General features: G+C 42.7%; 17 protein-coding genes and 1 pseudogene. 14 read left to right on the plus strand and 4 right to left on the minus strand.

The window, feature by feature from the left end:
• Positions 1-48: 48 nt before the first annotated feature.
• Positions 49-366, minus strand: a complete 318-nt coding sequence (locus tag HMPREF0850_RS05545; protein ID WP_000886039.1) for a DUF960 domain-containing protein — start codon at positions 364-366, stop codon at positions 49-51.
• Positions 367-574: 208 nt separating this feature from the next.
• Between HMPREF0850_RS05545 and ccpA the strand changes: the two genes are divergently transcribed.
• Complete coding sequence (gene ccpA, locus HMPREF0850_RS05550; RefSeq protein ID WP_001090631.1) at positions 575-1,585, plus strand: catabolite control protein A; 1,011 nt, start codon at positions 575-577, stop codon at positions 1,583-1,585.
• A gap of 40 nt (positions 1,586-1,625) precedes the next feature.
• Here ccpA and HMPREF0850_RS05555 read toward each other — a convergent pair whose 3' ends face one another.
• Positions 1,626-2,588: an asparaginase gene (locus HMPREF0850_RS05555; protein ID WP_001124804.1), complete on the minus strand. Its 963-nt coding sequence runs from the start codon at positions 2,586-2,588 to the stop codon at positions 1,626-1,628.
• Between the two features lie 65 nt (positions 2,589-2,653).
• Here HMPREF0850_RS05555 and HMPREF0850_RS05560 point away from each other — a divergent pair, with 65 nt between their 5' ends.
• The gene (locus HMPREF0850_RS05560; protein ID WP_000453130.1) at positions 2,654-4,039 is read left to right on the plus strand and encodes a Cof-type HAD-IIB family hydrolase; all 1,386 of its coding nucleotides are present in this window, start codon (positions 2,654-2,656) and stop codon (positions 4,037-4,039) included.
• A 35-nt stretch (positions 4,040-4,074) separates the two neighbouring features.
• Here HMPREF0850_RS05560 and HMPREF0850_RS05565 read toward each other — a convergent pair whose 3' ends face one another.
• The gene (locus HMPREF0850_RS05565; RefSeq protein WP_000079160.1) at positions 4,075-4,527 is read right to left on the minus strand and encodes a universal stress protein; all 453 of its coding nucleotides are present in this window, start codon (positions 4,525-4,527) and stop codon (positions 4,075-4,077) included.
• A gap of 166 nt (positions 4,528-4,693) precedes the next feature.
• On the opposite strand from HMPREF0850_RS05565, the pseudogene HMPREF0850_RS05570 reads away from it, so the two are divergent.
• The 4 genes and pseudogenes from HMPREF0850_RS05570 (at position 4,694) to HMPREF0850_RS05585 (ending at position 8,735) form a co-directional block, all read left to right on the plus strand.
• Positions 4,694-4,993, plus strand: a pseudogene (locus HMPREF0850_RS05570) (hypothetical protein).
• Between the two features lie 142 nt (positions 4,994-5,135).
• Entirely contained in the window at positions 5,136-6,350 is a 1,215-nt protein-coding gene (locus HMPREF0850_RS05575) for a pyridoxal phosphate-dependent aminotransferase (protein WP_000666480.1), read from the plus strand.
• 145 nt (positions 6,351-6,495) lie between these two features.
• Complete coding sequence (rpmH, locus tag HMPREF0850_RS05580) at positions 6,496-6,630, plus strand: 50S ribosomal protein L34 (protein ID WP_000831905.1); 135 nt, start codon at positions 6,496-6,498, stop codon at positions 6,628-6,630.
• Positions 6,631-6,773: 143 nt separating this feature from the next.
• Positions 6,774-8,735 (plus strand): peptide ABC transporter substrate-binding protein, encoded by a 1,962-nt coding sequence (locus HMPREF0850_RS05585; protein WP_000748553.1) that lies wholly within the window; start codon positions 6,774-6,776, stop codon positions 8,733-8,735.
• A gap of 91 nt (positions 8,736-8,826) precedes the next feature.
• On the opposite strand, the gene HMPREF0850_RS05590 is transcribed toward HMPREF0850_RS05585, so the two are convergent.
• A complete protein-coding gene (locus HMPREF0850_RS05590; RefSeq protein WP_000488826.1) occupies positions 8,827-10,671 on the minus strand; it encodes an APC family permease in 1,845 nt (614 codons plus the stop codon).
• 151 nt (positions 10,672-10,822) lie between these two features.
• Here HMPREF0850_RS05590 and HMPREF0850_RS05595 point away from each other — a divergent pair, with 151 nt between their 5' ends.
• From HMPREF0850_RS05595 to HMPREF0850_RS05630, 8 genes are all read left to right on the plus strand, one after another.
• Positions 10,823-11,599 (plus strand): TatD family hydrolase, encoded by a 777-nt coding sequence (locus HMPREF0850_RS05595; RefSeq protein WP_000575593.1) that lies wholly within the window; start codon positions 10,823-10,825, stop codon positions 11,597-11,599.
• Positions 11,596-12,159 (plus strand): ribonuclease M5, encoded by a 564-nt coding sequence (gene rnmV / locus HMPREF0850_RS05600; RefSeq protein WP_000660007.1) that lies wholly within the window; start codon positions 11,596-11,598, stop codon positions 12,157-12,159. The genes HMPREF0850_RS05595 and rnmV overlap by 4 nt, the downstream gene beginning before the upstream one ends.
• Positions 12,160-12,170: 11 nt before the next feature.
• On the plus strand, positions 12,171-13,025 hold the full coding sequence (locus HMPREF0850_RS05605) for an SDR family NAD(P)-dependent oxidoreductase (RefSeq protein WP_000755763.1): 855 nt from the start codon (positions 12,171-12,173) through the stop codon (positions 13,023-13,025).
• Between the two features lie 192 nt (positions 13,026-13,217).
• Positions 13,218-13,514: a hypothetical protein gene (locus tag HMPREF0850_RS05610; protein ID WP_000701743.1), complete on the plus strand. Its 297-nt coding sequence runs from the start codon at positions 13,218-13,220 to the stop codon at positions 13,512-13,514.
• 12 nt (positions 13,515-13,526) lie between these two features.
• Entirely contained in the window at positions 13,527-14,399 is an 873-nt protein-coding gene (gene rsmA, locus HMPREF0850_RS05615; protein WP_001216862.1) for a 16S rRNA (adenine(1518)-N(6)/adenine(1519)-N(6))-dimethyltransferase RsmA, read from the plus strand.
• 1 nt (position 14,400) lies between these two features.
• Positions 14,401-15,279 carry a ribosome small subunit-dependent GTPase A gene (gene rsgA, locus HMPREF0850_RS05620; protein ID WP_001161970.1) on the plus strand — a complete coding sequence of 293 codons (879 nt, stop codon included), beginning with the start codon at positions 14,401-14,403 and terminating at the stop codon, positions 15,277-15,279.
• Between the two features lie 10 nt (positions 15,280-15,289).
• On the plus strand, positions 15,290-15,946 hold the full coding sequence (gene rpe / locus HMPREF0850_RS05625) for a ribulose-phosphate 3-epimerase (RefSeq protein WP_000084982.1): 657 nt from the start codon (positions 15,290-15,292) through the stop codon (positions 15,944-15,946).
• On the plus strand, positions 15,909-16,571 hold the full coding sequence (locus HMPREF0850_RS05630) for a thiamine diphosphokinase (RefSeq protein ID WP_001001248.1): 663 nt from the start codon (positions 15,909-15,911) through the stop codon (positions 16,569-16,571). Before rpe ends, HMPREF0850_RS05630 begins: the two co-directional genes overlap by 38 nt.

Here is a 16,571-nt window from a genome sequence, read left to right on the forward strand (position 1 = left end):
AAAGAAAACTCTAGTTCCTCAGCAGTTTGCGCTGAGAAGCTAGAGTTTTTAAAATAGGTCATTTTCTTCAGGAAGGAGGATGGTTTCTTTCCCGTCCATGTCTAAAACAAGAACCCGAGGAGGGTAAAGAGGGTCGAAGGGATGATTAAAATCAAAGTCGATACTAGTCGGCAGGTGCTGACTAGAGAAATGGAAGGTGATGGTTCCCTCGTTATTTAGCAGTTGAAATTCAAGTTCCTCTTCTAATTCAAAGACATTTTTCAAAAAATGATCGATAATAAACCATAAAGAGTCGATAACATCGTCAGGCAAGCTGGTCACAACGCCAAAACTGGCCGAACGTCTCTGAGTATTTGTAAAAGCCATAAACTTTCCCTCCCTCCTTTTATTTTCCTTATCATACAGCAAAACATCCCAAAAATCAAGAAATCGTACTCACTTTTTCAAAATGGGAATAGGTTGTGAAATTTTTTCAAAGTTTCTCTAAAAAATACTTGAAAGTGTTTACAATAAGTGATAAAATGGAGTAAGCAGATGTATGAAAGCGAAATTTTCAATATAGAAAGGAAATAGAATGAACACAGATGATACAGTAACGATTTATGATGTTGCCCGTGAAGCTGGGGTTTCAATGGCAACTGTTAGCCGTGTAGTGAATGGCAATAAGAACGTCAAAGAGAATACTCGTAAAAAAGTTCTAGAGGTGATCGATCGTCTTGACTACCGTCCAAATGCGGTAGCGCGTGGCTTGGCCAGCAAGAAAACCACGACAGTTGGTGTTGTGATTCCAAATATCACCAATGGCTATTTTTCAACCCTAGCCAAGGGGATTGATGATATTGCAGAGATGTATAAGTACAATATCGTCCTAGCCAACAGTGATGAAGACGATGAAAAAGAAGTTTCAGTAGTTAATACTCTCTTTTCAAAACAAGTTGATGGTATTATCTTTATGGGCTATCACTTGACTGAAAAGATTCGTTCAGAATTTTCTCGTTCTCGGACACCAGTTGTCCTTGCAGGAACGGTGGATATCGAACACCAGTTGCCAAGTGTTAATATTGACTACAAACAAGCAACGATTGATGCAGTAACTCATTTGCTTCAGGAAAATGAAAAGATTGCCTTTATCAGTGGACCACTTGTTGATGATATCAACGGCAAAATTCGATTGATTGGTTACAAGGAAGCTTTGAAAAAGGCAGGAATCCCTTATAGCGAGGGCTTGGTATTTGAGTCTAAATACAGCTATAATGATGGCTATGCCTTGGCAGAGCGCTTGGTTTCTTCACAGGCTACAGCTGCAGTTGTGACAGGTGATGAATTGGCTGCGGGTGTGTTAAATGGCTTGGCAGATCACGGTATTTCTGTACCGGAAGAGTTTGAAATCATTACGACAGATGATTCTCAAATTGCACGATTCACTCGTCCAAACTTGACTACTATTGCCCAACCTCTTTATGACCTAGGCGCTATCAGCATGCGTATGTTGACCAAGATTATGCATAAGGAAGAGTTGGAAGAACGTGAAGTTCTCCTGCCTCACGGTTTGACAGAACGCCGTTCGACACGAAAACGCAAATAGAAAAAATCAGGGAATCAAGAAGATTTCCTGATTTTCAATTTTAACCCTCCATGTAATTGCGAAGTTCTTGTCCTTTTAGTCCCGCGTTGATAGCAATCAATAATTTGAGGCGAGCTTTTTGAGCATTGAGTTCTTTGACAAAGAAAACGCCAGATTCTTGTAATTGAACTCCTCCGCCCGGATAGGCGTAAACGGGCTCTGCAATTCCGTTAAAACAACGTGAAACCAAGGCGACTGGAATGCCTTTTTGGAGGAGACTTTCTAATTTTTGAGCTGTTTCTTTGGGTACATTACCTGCTCCAAAAGCTTGAACGACTAATCCATCTAGGTGATCTAGGTCAAGCATATCAATCAGCTCATCTGTCATACCTGCATAGGCCGAGATGATGGGAACCAGACCTTGAATATGTTCGAGATCAAAACGGACACGAGGCTCAGCTGTTTTGAAGTAGAGAATTTCTTGCTTCATGATGAGACCGAGAGGCCCGTGAGTAGGAGTTTGAAAGGTACCGACGTTGGTCGTATGGGTTTTGGTAACATACTTGGCTGCGTGAATCTCGTCGTTCATGACGACCAAAACACCCTTGTCGGCTGCTTTATCATCGCTGGCAACTCGTAAAGCACTCAGATAATTATAAACTCCATCACTACCGAGTTCGTTTGAACTACGCATAGCCCCTGTTAGAACAATGGGCATGTGTGGGATTTCCATGGTATCAAGGAAGTAGGCAGTTTCCTCTAGCGTATCTGTTCCATGTGTGATGACAATTCCATCGTAGTGGTCTGCTTCTTCTTTAATCTTATGGTAGAGTGCAAGCATATGCTTGGGTTTGATATGGGGACTCGGTAGGTTAAAAAAGTCTAGGGTATGAACCTCAATCCCTTCAAGTGGATTGGACACATGGTTCATGGGATTGTCTTGACTAGTTACAACTGCACCAGTGGCGTCTGCTTGCATGGAAATAGTCCCACCTGTATGTAAAACAAGGATTTTCTTAGGCATGAATTACTCACTCTTTCTGAAATGTGGTATAATCATTGTAACACAAAAGGGGAGAATGGGATAGGATGGAAGTCAAAGCTGTTTTTTTTGATATTGATGGAACGCTAGTCAACGATCGCAAGAGTGTTTTGAAATCCACTAAGGACGCGATTAGGATTGTGAAAGAGCAAGGGGTGCTTGTTGGAGTGGCGACAGGACGGGGGCCTTTCTTTGTCAAGGAATTGATGGAAGATTTAGATCTGGATTTTGCAATAACTTATAACGGACAATATATCTTTAATAAAGAAAAAGTCTTATTTGCTAGCCCGATTGCCAAGTCCAGCCTGCGTCAATTGATTGCCTATGCTAAAAAGGAGCGAAAAGAAATCGCTCTTGGAACCGAGCATGCTGTTGTTGGTTCGAAAATTATGTCATTTGGTCTCGGCTCCTTTTCCCAATTGGTTAGTCGTTTTATTCCGACTGTGCTGACAAGAACTGTTAGCCGTTCCTTTAATCGAATGGTCAGCAAGGCAGTTCCTCAAAAGGAAGATGACCTACTTCGTTTGATCAATGAGCCAATCTATCAAGTGTTAATGCTGATGACTCCTGAAGAATCTGAGAAAGCTGCAAGTGATTTTGAAGATTTGAAATTGACCCGAAGCAATCCTTTTGCAGCAGATATCATCAACCAAGGGAATTCCAAACTAGAAGGCATTCGCCGAGTCGGGAAAGAGTATGGTTTTGATCTCAACCAAGTCATGGCTTTCGGTGATTCAGACAATGACCTGGAAATGTTGGCGGGTGTTGGTATGTCTGTAGCCATGGGAAATGGCAGTAGCAGCGTCAAAGAAGTTGCCAAGCACATTACAGCAAGTAACCAGCAAGATGGCATCCACAAGGCGCTTGAACATTTTGGGGTCTTGGCTTCAGAAAAAGTTTTTGTCAGTCGAGATTACCATTTTAATAAGGTTAAGACCTTCCATCACATGATGGATGAACGGACTCAAGAAGAGCCTCGGGCATGGGATGTTGAAGGTGCAACCCACCGCGCAGACTTTAAAATTGAAGAATTAGTAGAGTTTGTTCGCGCAGCAAGTTCTTCGGAGGAAGAATTCCAGCAGTCACTTGCAAGCATGCATGAGGCACTTGATAAGGCAGCCGAAAAGGTGAGGCAAAAAACGCCTGCCCAAAAAGATCTAATCGGGCAGGTTGATGCCTTAATCGATACACTGTATTTTACTTACGGCAGTTTTGCCTTGATGGGAGTGGATCCAGAACGCATCTTTGATATTGTGCATGAGGCAAACATGGGGAAGGTTTTTCCTGATGGAAAAGCCCATTTTGATCCAGTTACACATAAAATCTTAAAACCGGATGACTGGGACGAAAAATATGCTCCAGAACCTGCTATCAGAAAGGAACTGCAGCGTCAGCTCAAGGCTTATGAGCGACATAAAGAGAAAAATAAGTAAGAAAAAAGGGAGCCTAGCAGGCTCCTTTTGTGTTCCTATAATGTTTTTTCTTGTTCTCTCACGACGAGCAAATCAACTTTTGCGTGGCGGAGGATGTATTCAGATGAAGAGCCAACCAAGAGGCGTTCAAAGGCATTAAGACCTGTTGCACCGACGAGAATCAGGTCAACATTTTCTGCGTCTGGAATGGTACGGGCAAGGAGGGTTTTCGGATTTCCCATTTCGATGACGATGTGAATATCCGTCACGCCCGCATCTCTTGCACGCTTTTCGTACTCTTTCATCAAACTTTCAGCATCGACTTGGAGTTCTTCGTAAACTTCAGCATCAAAGGTAGACACGCTTTGAAGAGCGCGTGTGTCAATAACATGGGCAATGGTGAGCTTGGAATCATTGCGTAGAGCAGTGTAAACACCTTTAACAAAAGCCAAGTCTGCCTCTTTAGAACCATCAATTGCAACCATAACATTTTGGTAACGTTGTGCCATAATGAAACCTCCTGAAATTTTCTTACTTTTATTGTAATCCTTTTCACTAAAGAAGTAAAGTAAAAATCATATTTAAATAAATATTATCGGAGATTCGATTTGGTGGAGATATGTTAAAATAAAAGAAAACGGGATATTAGGAAACATAGTGAAGGGATGAGAAAGTATGAAATATTTTGTTCAAGCTTCTAAAAAAATAACTCTTCTTTATCATGGAATTATCCTTGCGTCACTTGTAGGAGAAGTAGTGATGCTTTGGCAGCTGGAAAGAGTCATGCCTGTTCTCTATCCATATTTTGTTGGCTTTCTTCTCTTTCACTTAGTCTACCACATCATTTTATTTGTGATTGCAAAGAGAAGTGGTCGCTTGGACTATTTGGTCACGTGGTGACTCTTTCTCATGTTTAATCTTTTGTATGATTCCTTTTTAGCATTGGTCTTCCTAGGTTTGTCTTTTGGTATGTGAAAAATGATTCTTCCTTCTAGTTATTTAGACGGTGAGAACCTAGTCGTTGTGAGTTTTTTCTTTGTTTGCTCATTTCAAGAAACTTGTCGCAATCCCTTTCTAGTGGTATAATGTTACTATCTCGATGAATTGAGGAAACAAGATGAAAGAATATAACAAGTCTAGCAAGCTAGAGCATGTTGCTTATGATATCCGTGGTCCTGTTTTAGAAGAAGCCATGCGGATGCGAGCAAACGGAGAAAAGATTTTACGTCTGAATACAGGAAATCCCGCAGAATTTGGCTTTACAGCGCCAGATGAAGTCATTCATGACTTGATTATGAATGCGCGTGATAGTGAGGGATATTCTGACTCTAAAGGGATTTTCTCAGCCCGTAAGGCCATCATGCAGTATTGTCAACTGAAGAACTTCCCCAATGTGGACATTGATGATATCTACCTTGGAAATGGTGTCAGTGAGCTGATTGTTATGTCCATGCAGGGGCTTTTAGACAATGGAGATGAGGTCTTGGTTCCTATGCCAGATTATCCTCTCTGGACAGCTGCGGTCAGCCTAGCTGGGGGAAATGCCGTTCACTATATCTGTGATGAAGCTGCAGAGTGGTACCCAGATATTGACGATATTAAATCAAAAATCACTTCGAACACCAAGGCTATCGTCCTTATCAATCCAAATAACCCAACTGGAGCCCTTTATCCTAAGGAACTCTTGCTGGAGATTATTGAGATTGCTCGTCAAAACGACTTGATCATCTTTGCAGATGAGATTTATGACCGCATGGTGATGGACGGGCATGTACACACGCCTGTGGCAAGCTTGGCACCAGATGTCTTCTGTGTCAGCATGAATGGTCTGTCAAAATCGCATCGTATCGCTGGTTTTCGTGTGGGCTGGATGGTCTTGTCTGGTCCTAAGACACATGTTAAAGGCTATATCGAAGGTCTCAATATGCTGTCCAATATGCGCCTTTGCTCTAACGTTTTGGCCCAGCAAGTCGTACAAACATCACTAGGTGGGCACCAGTCAGTGGACGAATTACTCCTTCCTGGTGGTCGCATCTATGAGCAAAGAAACTTTATCTATAATGCCATTCAAGATATCCCAGGTTTATCTGCGGTCAAGCCGAAGGCGGGTCTTTATATCTTCCCTAAAATTGACCGCAATATGTACCGCATCGATGATGATGAACAGTTCGTTCTTGATTTCTTGAAACAAGAAAAGGTTCTCTTGGTTCATGGTCGCGGCTTTAATTGGCAAGAACCAGACCATTTCCGTATCGTTTACCTCCCACGAGTGGACGAATTAGCACAAATCCAAGAAAAGATGACACGTTTCTTGAAACAGTATCGTAGATAAGGCTTTCATAGGGAAAAGCTCGAAAACATTTGCTTGGAGCTATTGACAAAAGTGGCAGAATCAGATAGAATAGTAAAGTATGTTTAGTAACTGATCACTTTATAGCCGGCTAAACGAATACAAAATCTATGAGGAGGTATTCATCGTGAAACGTACTTATCAACCAAGTAAACTTCGTCGTGCGCGCAAACACGGATTCCGTAACCGTATGTCAACTAAAAACGGTCGTCGCGTATTGGCAGCTCGTCGTCGTAAAGGACGCAAAGTTTTGGCTGCATAATCCAAACGAATTCAATAAAGAAGTCAGTAGGAACTCGAGTCTACTGGCTTTTCTTTTTCCTATAATATCAGTCTGTAAATGCTTTATATTTTTTCTGAAATAGTGTATAATATTTCACGTACTATAAAAAATGGAGAACAGTTATGAAGAAATCAAAAGCCCTCCTATTAGGAGTTGGAATTTTGAGCGCAAGCTTTTTGATGGTGGCTTGTAGTTCGGCACAATCAAATACAGATAAAACCTACTCATATGTATTTGCCAGCAATCCAGATACATTAGACTATATCACTTCGACACGTGGCTCGACCTCTAGTATTACAACAAACTTGATCGATGGTTTGTTGGAAAATGATAAGTACGGAAACCTCGTCCCTTCTATGGCAGAGTCATGGACAGTATCAAAAGATGGTTTGACTTATACCTACAAAATCCGCCAAGGAGCTAAGTGGTATACTTCTGAGGGAGAAGAATATGCTGAAGTGACAGCTCATGACTTTGTGACCGGTCTGAAGTATGCAGCTGATAAAAAGGCTGAAAACTTGTACTTGGTCCAAGACTCGATCAAAGGTTTGGCAGATTATGTCGAAGGGAAAACATCTGACTTTGAGACGGTTGGAGTCAAGGCAGTGGACGACTATACTCTCCAATACACCTTGAACAAGCCGGAGTCTTATTGGAATTCAAAGACAACAGGGGGAATTTTGAGCCCTGTCAATGAAGCCTTTTTGAAATCTAAGGGAGATGACTTTGGAAGTGTTACCCCATCTAGTATCCTGTCAAATGGGCCATACTTGTTCAAGTCTTTCACATCAAAATCTTTAATTGAGTTTGAAAAGAACCCTAATTACTGGGATAAGGACAATGTGAAAATTGAGAAGGTAAAACTTTCCTTCTATGATGGTTCAGACCAAGATAGTTTGGCTCGAGGATTCTTAGAAGGCAACTACACAGATGGCCGTATCTTCCCGACAAGTTCTGTCTTTGACCAGTTGAAAAAAGGGAATGAAGATAAGATTACCTATACTCCTCAGGATGCTGTGACTTTCTACTATCTCTTCAATGTCAACCGTCAAAGTTACAATCAAACCATGAAACAGACGGATAAAGAAAAAACCGATTCGCGTGCAGCTATGCAAAACAAGGACTTCCGTCAGGCGATTAACTTTGCCTTTGACCGTCATGCCTACGCCGCACAGACAAATGGAGAAGATGGAGCTGACCGTATCCTTCGAAACACAGTCACACCAAGCAATTTTGTTCAAATTGGTGGGAAAAACTTCGGAGATGCTGTCAATGAAAAGATGGTCAACTATGGCACAGAGTGGGCTAATGTCAATCTAAACGACGCTCAGCCTGCCTTCTTGAATGCTGATAAAGCCAAGGCAGAATTTGCCAAAGCCAAAGAAAGCTTACAGGCAGAAGGTGTGACTTTCCCAATCCATCTAGACATGCCAGTGGACCAGACTGCTAAGTTGGACGTACAACAAGCCAGTTCTTTCAAGCAGACGGTTGAGGAGACACTTGGATCAGATAATATTGTTATCGATGTGATTCAACTTTCTCCAGACGAGAAAGACAATGCAACCTTCTTTGCTGACACAGCTGAACAAAAGGACTATGACATCGACATCTCAGGTTGGAGTGGAGATTATTCAGATCCGAAAACCTATCTTGACCTCTTGGATCCAGACTCTGGTTCTCAGTTAAAAAATCTTGGCTTAACTCCAGGAAAAGACAATGATGTCAAGGAAAAAATCGGTCTCTCTACCTACAAGAAGTTGTTGGATGAGGCAGATAAAGAAGTTGAAAACACTCAGGTTCGCTATGAGAAATTTGCCGAAGTTCAAGCATGGCTAACAGATAGTGCTCTCTTTCTGCCGGTTCAAAGTGGAGGAGCTAATCCAATCTTCCGTAAGACTGTACCGTTCACAGGAGCCTTCTCATTTGTCGGACACAAAGGGGATGCGGACAACTACAAATACCTTGAGTTGCAAAAAGATCCCGTGACTGCGAAACAGTACCAAGAGCTTTATGAAAAATGGCAAAAAGAAAAAGTTGAGTCCAACAAAAAAGCCCAAGAAGATTTAGCTAACCACATTCAATAATATTCCTAGTCATGCTTTTTAGTTAAGCATAGTGGCTGGATTCAGAAAAAGGCCCCACCAGACGCTTTTTAGTTCTGGTAGGGCCTTTTCTTTATTCTTTTAAGTGATAGGAGTAGCTAGCGACAACGACGTCTTCATGCCATCTGAGAGCGTATTTTAGTTTGAGGCTCATCTGATTGTGCAGGATATTTTGCCAAGGCTTGTTAGGGATAAACTGTGGGACAAGGACTGTAACGGTGTAGTTTTTTTGCTTAGCTTCTTGGGCGATTCGTTTGACATACTTAACACTAGGGGTGATGATGTCGCGGTAACTGGTATTGATATTCTTCAGAGTGATATTTGGGAAGTAGTCGGCAAATTCCTGAAGGATTTCTTGGTCTTTTTCGGCCGTTTCTTTAGTAGAAATGTGCATGGCCAACACTTCGTCACCGATACTTTGAGCGTAGTTAATGGCTCCGACACTTACTCGAGTAACATTTCCTACTAGGACAAGGACAAGGTTACCGTCATAAGTGCGCTTTTCAATTCCTTCGTAGAGTCGTAGTTGTTTTGCCACTTTTTGGTAATGGCTGTGAATGGATAAAAAGAGGAAAGTTAAGACTAGGATAATTGGGAAGAATGGCCAGATATCACCCAGTCTGAAGAGGAGTAAAATGAGGACAATAGCATAACAAATGATGGCCCCAAGGATATTAGCAAAGGCAGATTTTAAGAAGTTTGCTCCTTTTTCCTTTTTCCAATGGCGAATCATCCCAGTCTGAGAAAGGGCAAAGGGAACGAAGACTCCGATAGTATAAAGAGGAATCAAGCGTTCAGTATTGCCGTTAAAAATGAGAAGAAGGATCATAGCCCCAAAGGCCAGAGTTAAGATACCGTTGGAGTAGCCAAGGCGATCCCCTTTTTCCATAAAGAGATGAGGCATGTACTTGTTTTTGGCCATATTGTAGGACAGCATAGGGAAGGCTGAAAAACCAGTATTTGCAGCTACGGCTAGAATCAAGGCTGTTGAGAACTGGAAGAGATAGTAGCTAGCATGACCAAAGAATGAATCACCAAGAATGCCCTTGGCCATTTGCGAGAGGATGGTTTCTCCGTGTTGAGGCGTGATACCCATCCAGTAGTTTAGGAAGGTAATGCCTGCAAAAAGAAATCCTAAAATGAGCGACATGATGGTCAAGGTCTGAGCAGCATTCTTTTCTTTCGGAGTTTTGAAAAATGGTACCGCATTTGAAATAGCTTCAACCCCTGTCAGAGAGGCAGAGCCACTGGTAAAGGCTCTCAATAGGAGAACGATGGAAAGGCTCGGAACAGTTTGTCCAATGGTTGAAGTCGCCTGATAGTTTAGGGAACCTGTAAATAGTTGAAAGAACCCATAAAGCAAGAGAAAGACGGTACTGAAGATAAAGAGGTAGACGGGAATCATCAGAGAGCTGGCAGATTCTTTTAATCCTCTTAAATTCAAGAGCATGAGCAGGCAGACTAGGAAAATAGAGATATGAAGATTGTAGGGATGGAGGGCAGGGATGGCTGCTGTAATTGCATCAGCTCCAGAAGCAACGGATACGGCTACTGTCAGCATATAGTCAACAAGGAGGCTGCCCCCTGCAATCAAGCCTAGTTCAGGGGAGAGATTTTCCCGAGTGACCATATAAGCTCCTCCGCCTTGAGGATAGGCATGAATGATTTGACGATAGGAAATGGTCAAACTAGCGAGCAGTAAGAGGACAAAAATACCGATAGGGAGGCTCCACCAAATGGCGAGAGGAGAGAGGCTGACTAAAACGAGAATGACTTGTTCGGGTCCATAGGCAATAGAAGACAGAGCGTCACTTGACAACATGGCCAAGGCCTGCATTTTTCCAAGTAATCCCCCTTCACCATCTGTGAGAGACTTGAGTGGTCGACCGATAAAGGTATATTTTAATTTTCTAAACATTTTCTTTTCCTTTGCTGAAAATTTCAATAAGTGTTATTATACTGCTTTGAAAAAAGGCAGTCAAGGGAGAATGATCGGTATTAGAATATTTTTACAAGCCGGGGGATGCTATTTTTGGTATAATAGATGGAAGAAAATGAGGTTAGAAAAGATGATTTTTGATACGCATACACATTTAAATGTAGAGGAATTTGCAGGACGTGAGGCAGAAGAAATCGCCTTGGCTGCTGAGATGGATGTGACACAGATGAATATTGTTGGTTTTGACAAGCCGACCATTGAACGGGCCCTAGAGTTGGTGGAGGAGTATGAGCAACTCTACGCAACTATTGGCTGGCATCCGACGGAAGCAGGGACTTACACAGATGAGGTCGAAGCTTACTTGCTTGAAAAACTAAAACATCCCAAGGTTGTTGCCTTGGGGGAGATTGGTCTGGACTACCATTGGATGACAGCATCTAAGGAAGTGCAGGAACAGGTTTTTCGTCGTCAGATTCAGCTATCTAAGAATTTGAACTTGCCTTTTGTGGTCCACACTCGTGATGCGCTAGAAGATACTTATGAGATTATCAGGAGCGAGGGCGTTGGTCCTCGTGGTGGGATTATGCATTCATTTTCAGGCTCTCTCGAGTGGGCTGAGAAATTTGTCGAGCTTGGTATGACCATTTCTTTCTCAGGAGTGGTGACTTTTAAAAAAGCTACGGATGTCCAAGAAGCTGCTAGAGAGCTTCCTTTGGATAAGATTTTGGTAGAGACGGATGCCCCCTACCTGGCTCCTGTTCCTAAACGTGGCCGTGAGAATAAAACAGCCTACACACGCTATGTGGTGGACTTTATTGCCGACTTGCGTGGGATGACGACAGAAAAGCTAGCGGTGGCAACGACTGCCAATGCAGAGCGAATTTTTGGATTGGAAAAACAATCATGAAAGAAAAAATTTCACAAGTTATCGTGGTCGAAGGTCGTGATGATACGGTCAATCTCAAACGTTACTTTGACGTGGAAACCTATGAGACACGAGGTTCCGCAATAAATGACCAGGATATAGAACGCATTCAGCGCCTGCATGAATTGCATGGAGTGATTGTCTTTACCGATCCAGATTTTAATGGGGAGCGCATTCGTCGCATGATTATGACGGCCATTCCAACAGTCCAGCATGCTTTTCTCAAGCGAGATGAAGCGGTTCCCAAATCCAAGACCAAGGGGCGTTCTCTGGGAATTGAACACGCCAGCTATGAAGACCTGAAAACAGCGCTGGCTCAGGTAACAGAGCAATTTGAAAACGAGAACGAGTTTGACATCAGTCGTGGTGACTTGATTCGCCTAGGTTTCTTAGCGGGAGCAGACAGTCGTAGGCGCAGAGAGTATCTAGGCGAACAGCTCCGCATCGGCTATTCCAACGGCAAACAACTCCTCAAGCGCTTAGAGTTGTTTGGGATAACCTTGGCAGAAGTGGAAGAAGTGATGGCTAAGTATTCAGACTAACGGAGTCAGAAATGAAAAAAGTGATTATTACGGGTGGCAATAGTGGTATTGGCTACCAGTCTGCTAAACAGTTAGCTGAAAAGGGCTGGTCGGTAACTCTCTTTTGTAGACGGAAAGAAGCTGCTGAGCAGGCCTGTGAGAAAATCCGTCAACAAACGGGAAATCCGCATGTAGATTATATATTGATTGATCTATCTGATTTGGAGAGTATCAAGAAAGCGGTAGAACAGTATATCCAAAGGGAAGAGACTCTAGATGTTTTAATTAACAATGCGGCTGATTTTGACTTATCGGTCAAAAAGCCAATCCTGACTAGGGAGGGATTAGAAAAGCAATTTGTGACCAACGTGGTTGCTCCCTTTTTACTTTCTACCTTGTTGAGGGGCTTGTTGGAAAAGTCAAAAAGTGGTCGAATTATTAATATTTCTTCTCAAGGGCTGATGCTTTATCCCTTCATGAAGCTTGATTTTGAAAATTTAGCTGGTCAAAAACATTACAGCCCTGCCAAGACTTATTATCAGAATAAATTAGCCTTGTTGATGCTGTCGCTTTATATGCGGAAACATTGGAAAGGTATTAAGGTTCAGGCAATCCGTGTGACCAATGTCAAAGTTGATATGCGGCGCTATGATCACCTCAGCGCTTTTATGAAAAATTTGTATAAAATCAAGTCAAGATTTTCGATTAGTCCTGAAAAAATGGCGAAAGTCTATACAGCTTTATCTACAGAAGATGGCCATGATGGTTTTCTGTATGACGAGAAATGTAGGGAAGTAAAAGCAAATAGATCTGCTTACGAAGAAGAGGAGCAAGTAAAACTCTATTCTTTGCTTGAGCACCTGACTTTTTCAAGAGACAATCTATAAAGAATTAGAAAAATAAATTTTATGCTTACTTCAATAGTGGAAAGAAATTTAGATATCGAAATCTGTTTGCAGAGTCCTGAAAAGTGATAACAATAACCCGATAACCCGAAAATATAAGGGGAATGTGTTACAATAGAGGTACTTAGATTTATTTTGATAGCGTTCAAATAGAAACTTAAAGGACAGATCGAAATGAAAATACAAGTTGACAGAGAGTCTGTGTGTATGGGGGATGATGTTTTTTCTCATCAGATGGATCTTGATATCCCGGAGGATATGACAGTTGAGGAGCTTTGTAGTTTTCTTCAAAAGGACAGATATCTGTCTGGATTGGATACGGAATGGCTTCTTCGACATGGTGGAAAGACAATAACAAGTTATAATACGGAAACAAAAGAACTGACGAATCCAAATGTTTATTTAAAAGACCTGATTCATCAGGGTTCTAGAGGAAATGATTTTGTTTGGATATATCATCGTTCATATTAGAAAAGAGAATAAATGAGAATTGCAGATTATAGCGTGACCAAGGCAGTGCTGGAGCGTCACGGTTTTACCTTTAAAAAGTCCTTCGGGCAAAATTTCCTGACGGATACCAATATCCTTCAAAAAATCGTGGATACAGCTGAAATTGATGATCAGGTTAATGTCATCGAAATCGGGCCAGGGATTGGTGCCTTGACAGAATTTTTGGCTGAGCGTGCAGCTCAAGTCATGGCATTTGAGATCGATCACCGTTTGGTACCGATTTTGGCAGATACCCTGCGTGATTTTGACAATGTAACAGTAGTCAACGAGGACATTCTCAAAGTTGACTTGGCCCAGCATATCCAGAATTTCAAAAATCCTGAATTGCCGATTAAGGTAGTTGCCAATTTGCCCTACTATATCACAACGCCTATTCTCATGCATTTAATCGAGAGTGGCATTCCTTTTAGTGAATTTGTCGTCATGATGCAAAAAGAAGTGGCGGATCGCATCTCAGCACAGCCCAATACCAAGGCTTACGGTAGTTTGTCGATTGCTGTTCAATATTACATGACAGCAAAGGTTGCCTTTATCGTGCCTCGTACGGTCTTTGTACCAGCACCAAACGTGGACTCAGCTATCTTGAAAATGGTGCGCCGTCCAGACCCTGCCGTAGCAGTGGAAGATGAACAGTTTTTCTTTAAGGTTTCCAAGGCTAGCTTCACTCATCGTCGCAAGACCTTATGGAACAATTTGACAGGCTACTTTGGGAAGACCGAAGAAATCAAGGACAAACTGACCAAGGCTTTGGACCAGGCAGGCTTATCTCCATCTGTGCGTGGGGAAGCTCTCAGCTTAGAAGAGTTTGCCAGCCTAGCAGATGCGCTTAAAGGACAGGGACTCTAAGATGCAGGGACAAATCATTAAAGCCTTAGCAGGATTCTACTATGTAGAGAGTGATGGTCAAGTCTATCAGACACGTGCGCGTGGGAATTTCCGTAAAAAAGGTCACACACCCTACGTCGGAGACTGGGTAGATTTTTCTGCTGAGGAAAATTCCGAAGGTTATATCCTCAAGATCCACGAACGGAAAAATAGTCTGGTCCGTCCGCCTATTGTTAATATTGACCAAGCAGTGGTTATCATGTCGGTCAAGGAGCCGGATTTTAATAGCAATTTGCTGGATCGCTTCTTGGTTCTTTTGGAGCACAAGGGTATCCATCCCATCGTCTATATTTCTAAAATGGATTTGCTAGAAGATAGGGAAGAATTAAGTTTTTACCAACAAACCTATCGTGCTATTGGTTACGACTTTGTGACTAGTAAGGAAGAGCTATTGCCTTTGTTGACAGGCAAAGTGACAGTTTTTATGGGGCAGACAGGTGTTGGGAAGTCAACCCTCCTCAATAAAATCGCACCGGACCTCAATCTTGAAACAGGAGAAATCTCAGACAGTCTTGGTCGCGGTCGTCATACCACTCGGGCTGTTAGTTTTTACAACCTCAATGGAGGTAAAATCGCAGACACGCCAGGATTTTCATCGCTGGATTATGAAGTGTCAACGGCTGAAGACCTCAATCAGGCCTTTCCAGAGATTGCCAGTGTCAGTCGAGACTGTAAGTTCCGTACTTGTACCCATACCCATGAGCCGTCCTGTGCGGTCAAGCCAGCTGTAGAAGAGGGTATCATTGCAACCTTCCGTTTTGACAACTACCTGCAATTCCTCAGCGAAATTGAAAATCGCAGAGAAACCTATAAAAAAGTCAGCAAAAAAATTCCAAAATAAGGAGAAACCTATGTCTCAATACAAGATTGCTCCGTCAATTCTGGCAGCAGATTATGCCAACTTTGAACGTGAAATCAAGCGCCTAGAAGCAACTGGTGCAGAATATGCCCATATCGATATCATGGATGGGGACTTTGTACCACAAATCAGTTTTGGTGCAGGTGTGGTTGAAGCTCTTCGGCCTCATAGCAAGATGGTCTTTGACTGCCACTTGATGGTGGCGAATCCTGAACACCACTTAGAAGATTTTGCGCGTGCAGGTGCAGACATCATCAGTATCCATGTAGAAGCAACGCATCATATTCATGGCGCTCTCCAAAAGATTCGTTCGCTCGGTGTCAAACCTTCGGTTGTCATCAATCCTGGGACACCTGTGGAGGCGATCAAGCACATCCTTCATCTAGTTGACCAAGTCTTGGTTATGACAGTTAACCCTGGCTTCGGTGGGCAAGCATTTCTACCTGAAACCATGGACAAGGTTCGTGAGTTGGTTGCCCTTCGTCAGGAAAAAGGTTTGAGCTTTGAGATTGAAGTCGATGGCGGTATTGATGACCAGACTATTGCTCAAGCCAAAGAAGCTGGTGCGACCGTTTTTGTAGCAGGATCCTATGTCTTTAAGGGAGATGTCAATGAACGAGTGCAAACTCTCAGAAAACAACTGGACTAGGGTTGCCGTTTTTGCCGGCGGAGATCGTGGGCATTATCGGACGGATTTTGATAGCTTTGTCGGTGTGGATCGAGGATCGCTCTGGGTCTTGGAAGAAGACCTGCCCCTCACTCTAGCAGTTGGAGATTTTGATTCGGTAACCGCAGACGAACGTCAGTTGATTCAAAAACGTGCCCAGCATTTTATCCAAGCCCGACCAGAAAAAGATGATACAGATCTGGAATTGGCTCTCTTGACCATCTTTGAGCAAAATCCTCAGGCTCAGGTGACTATTTTTGGGGCTTTGGGTGGTCGAATTGACCATATGCTGGCTAATGTCTTTCTGCCTAGCAATCCAAAGTTGGCACCCTATATGCGCCAGATAGCGATTGAGGATGGGCAAAACTTGATTGCCTATTGTCCAGAAGGGACCAGTCAACTTGAACCGCGTTCGGACTACGATTATCTAGCCTTTATGCCAGTTCGGGATAGCCAGCTGACCATTATCGGAGCCAAGTACGAATTGACAGAGGAAATTTTTTTCTTTAAAAAAGTGTACGCTTCTAACGAATATATAGATAGGGAAGTTTCGGTGACTTGCCCAGATGGTTATGTCGTCGTGCTACATAGCAAGGACAGGAGGTAG

Source organism: Streptococcus sp. M143, from assembly GCF_000162495.1.
GTDB classification, from domain to species: Bacteria; Bacillota; Bacilli; order Lactobacillales; family Streptococcaceae; genus Streptococcus; species Streptococcus dentisani.

What these genes read in the sequence shown, in the direction of transcription:
- HMPREF0850_RS05545 (WP_000886039.1), bottom strand. Translation starts at nt 366, where the DNA reads ATGGCTTTTACAAATACTCAGAGACGTTCGGCCAGTTTTGGCGTTGTG.
- ccpA (WP_001090631.1), top strand. Translation starts at nt 575, where the DNA reads ATGAACACAGATGATACAGTAACGATTTATGATGTTGCCCGTGAAGCT.
- HMPREF0850_RS05555 (WP_001124804.1), bottom strand. Translation starts at nt 2,588, where the DNA reads ATGCCTAAGAAAATCCTTGTTTTACATACAGGTGGGACTATTTCCATG.
- HMPREF0850_RS05560 (WP_000453130.1), top strand. Translation starts at nt 2,654, where the DNA reads ATGGAAGTCAAAGCTGTTTTTTTTGATATTGATGGAACGCTAGTCAAC.
- HMPREF0850_RS05565 (WP_000079160.1), bottom strand. Translation starts at nt 4,527, where the DNA reads ATGGCACAACGTTACCAAAATGTTATGGTTGCAATTGATGGTTCTAAA.
- HMPREF0850_RS05575 (WP_000666480.1), top strand. Translation starts at nt 5,136, where the DNA reads ATGAAAGAATATAACAAGTCTAGCAAGCTAGAGCATGTTGCTTATGAT.
- HMPREF0850_RS05585 (WP_000748553.1), top strand. Translation starts at nt 6,774, where the DNA reads ATGAAGAAATCAAAAGCCCTCCTATTAGGAGTTGGAATTTTGAGCGCA.
- HMPREF0850_RS05590 (WP_000488826.1), bottom strand. Translation starts at nt 10,671, where the DNA reads ATGTTTAGAAAATTAAAATATACCTTTATCGGTCGACCACTCAAGTCT.
- HMPREF0850_RS05595 (WP_000575593.1), top strand. Translation starts at nt 10,823, where the DNA reads ATGATTTTTGATACGCATACACATTTAAATGTAGAGGAATTTGCAGGA.
- rnmV (WP_000660007.1), top strand. Translation starts at nt 11,596, where the DNA reads ATGAAAGAAAAAATTTCACAAGTTATCGTGGTCGAAGGTCGTGATGAT.
- HMPREF0850_RS05605 (WP_000755763.1), top strand. Translation starts at nt 12,171, where the DNA reads ATGAAAAAAGTGATTATTACGGGTGGCAATAGTGGTATTGGCTACCAG.
- HMPREF0850_RS05610 (WP_000701743.1), top strand. Translation starts at nt 13,218, where the DNA reads ATGAAAATACAAGTTGACAGAGAGTCTGTGTGTATGGGGGATGATGTT.
- rsmA (WP_001216862.1), top strand. Translation starts at nt 13,527, where the DNA reads ATGAGAATTGCAGATTATAGCGTGACCAAGGCAGTGCTGGAGCGTCAC.
- rsgA (WP_001161970.1), top strand. Translation starts at nt 14,401, where the DNA reads ATGCAGGGACAAATCATTAAAGCCTTAGCAGGATTCTACTATGTAGAG.
- rpe (WP_000084982.1), top strand. Translation starts at nt 15,290, where the DNA reads ATGTCTCAATACAAGATTGCTCCGTCAATTCTGGCAGCAGATTATGCC.
- HMPREF0850_RS05630 (WP_001001248.1), top strand. Translation starts at nt 15,909, where the DNA reads ATGAACGAGTGCAAACTCTCAGAAAACAACTGGACTAGGGTTGCCGTT.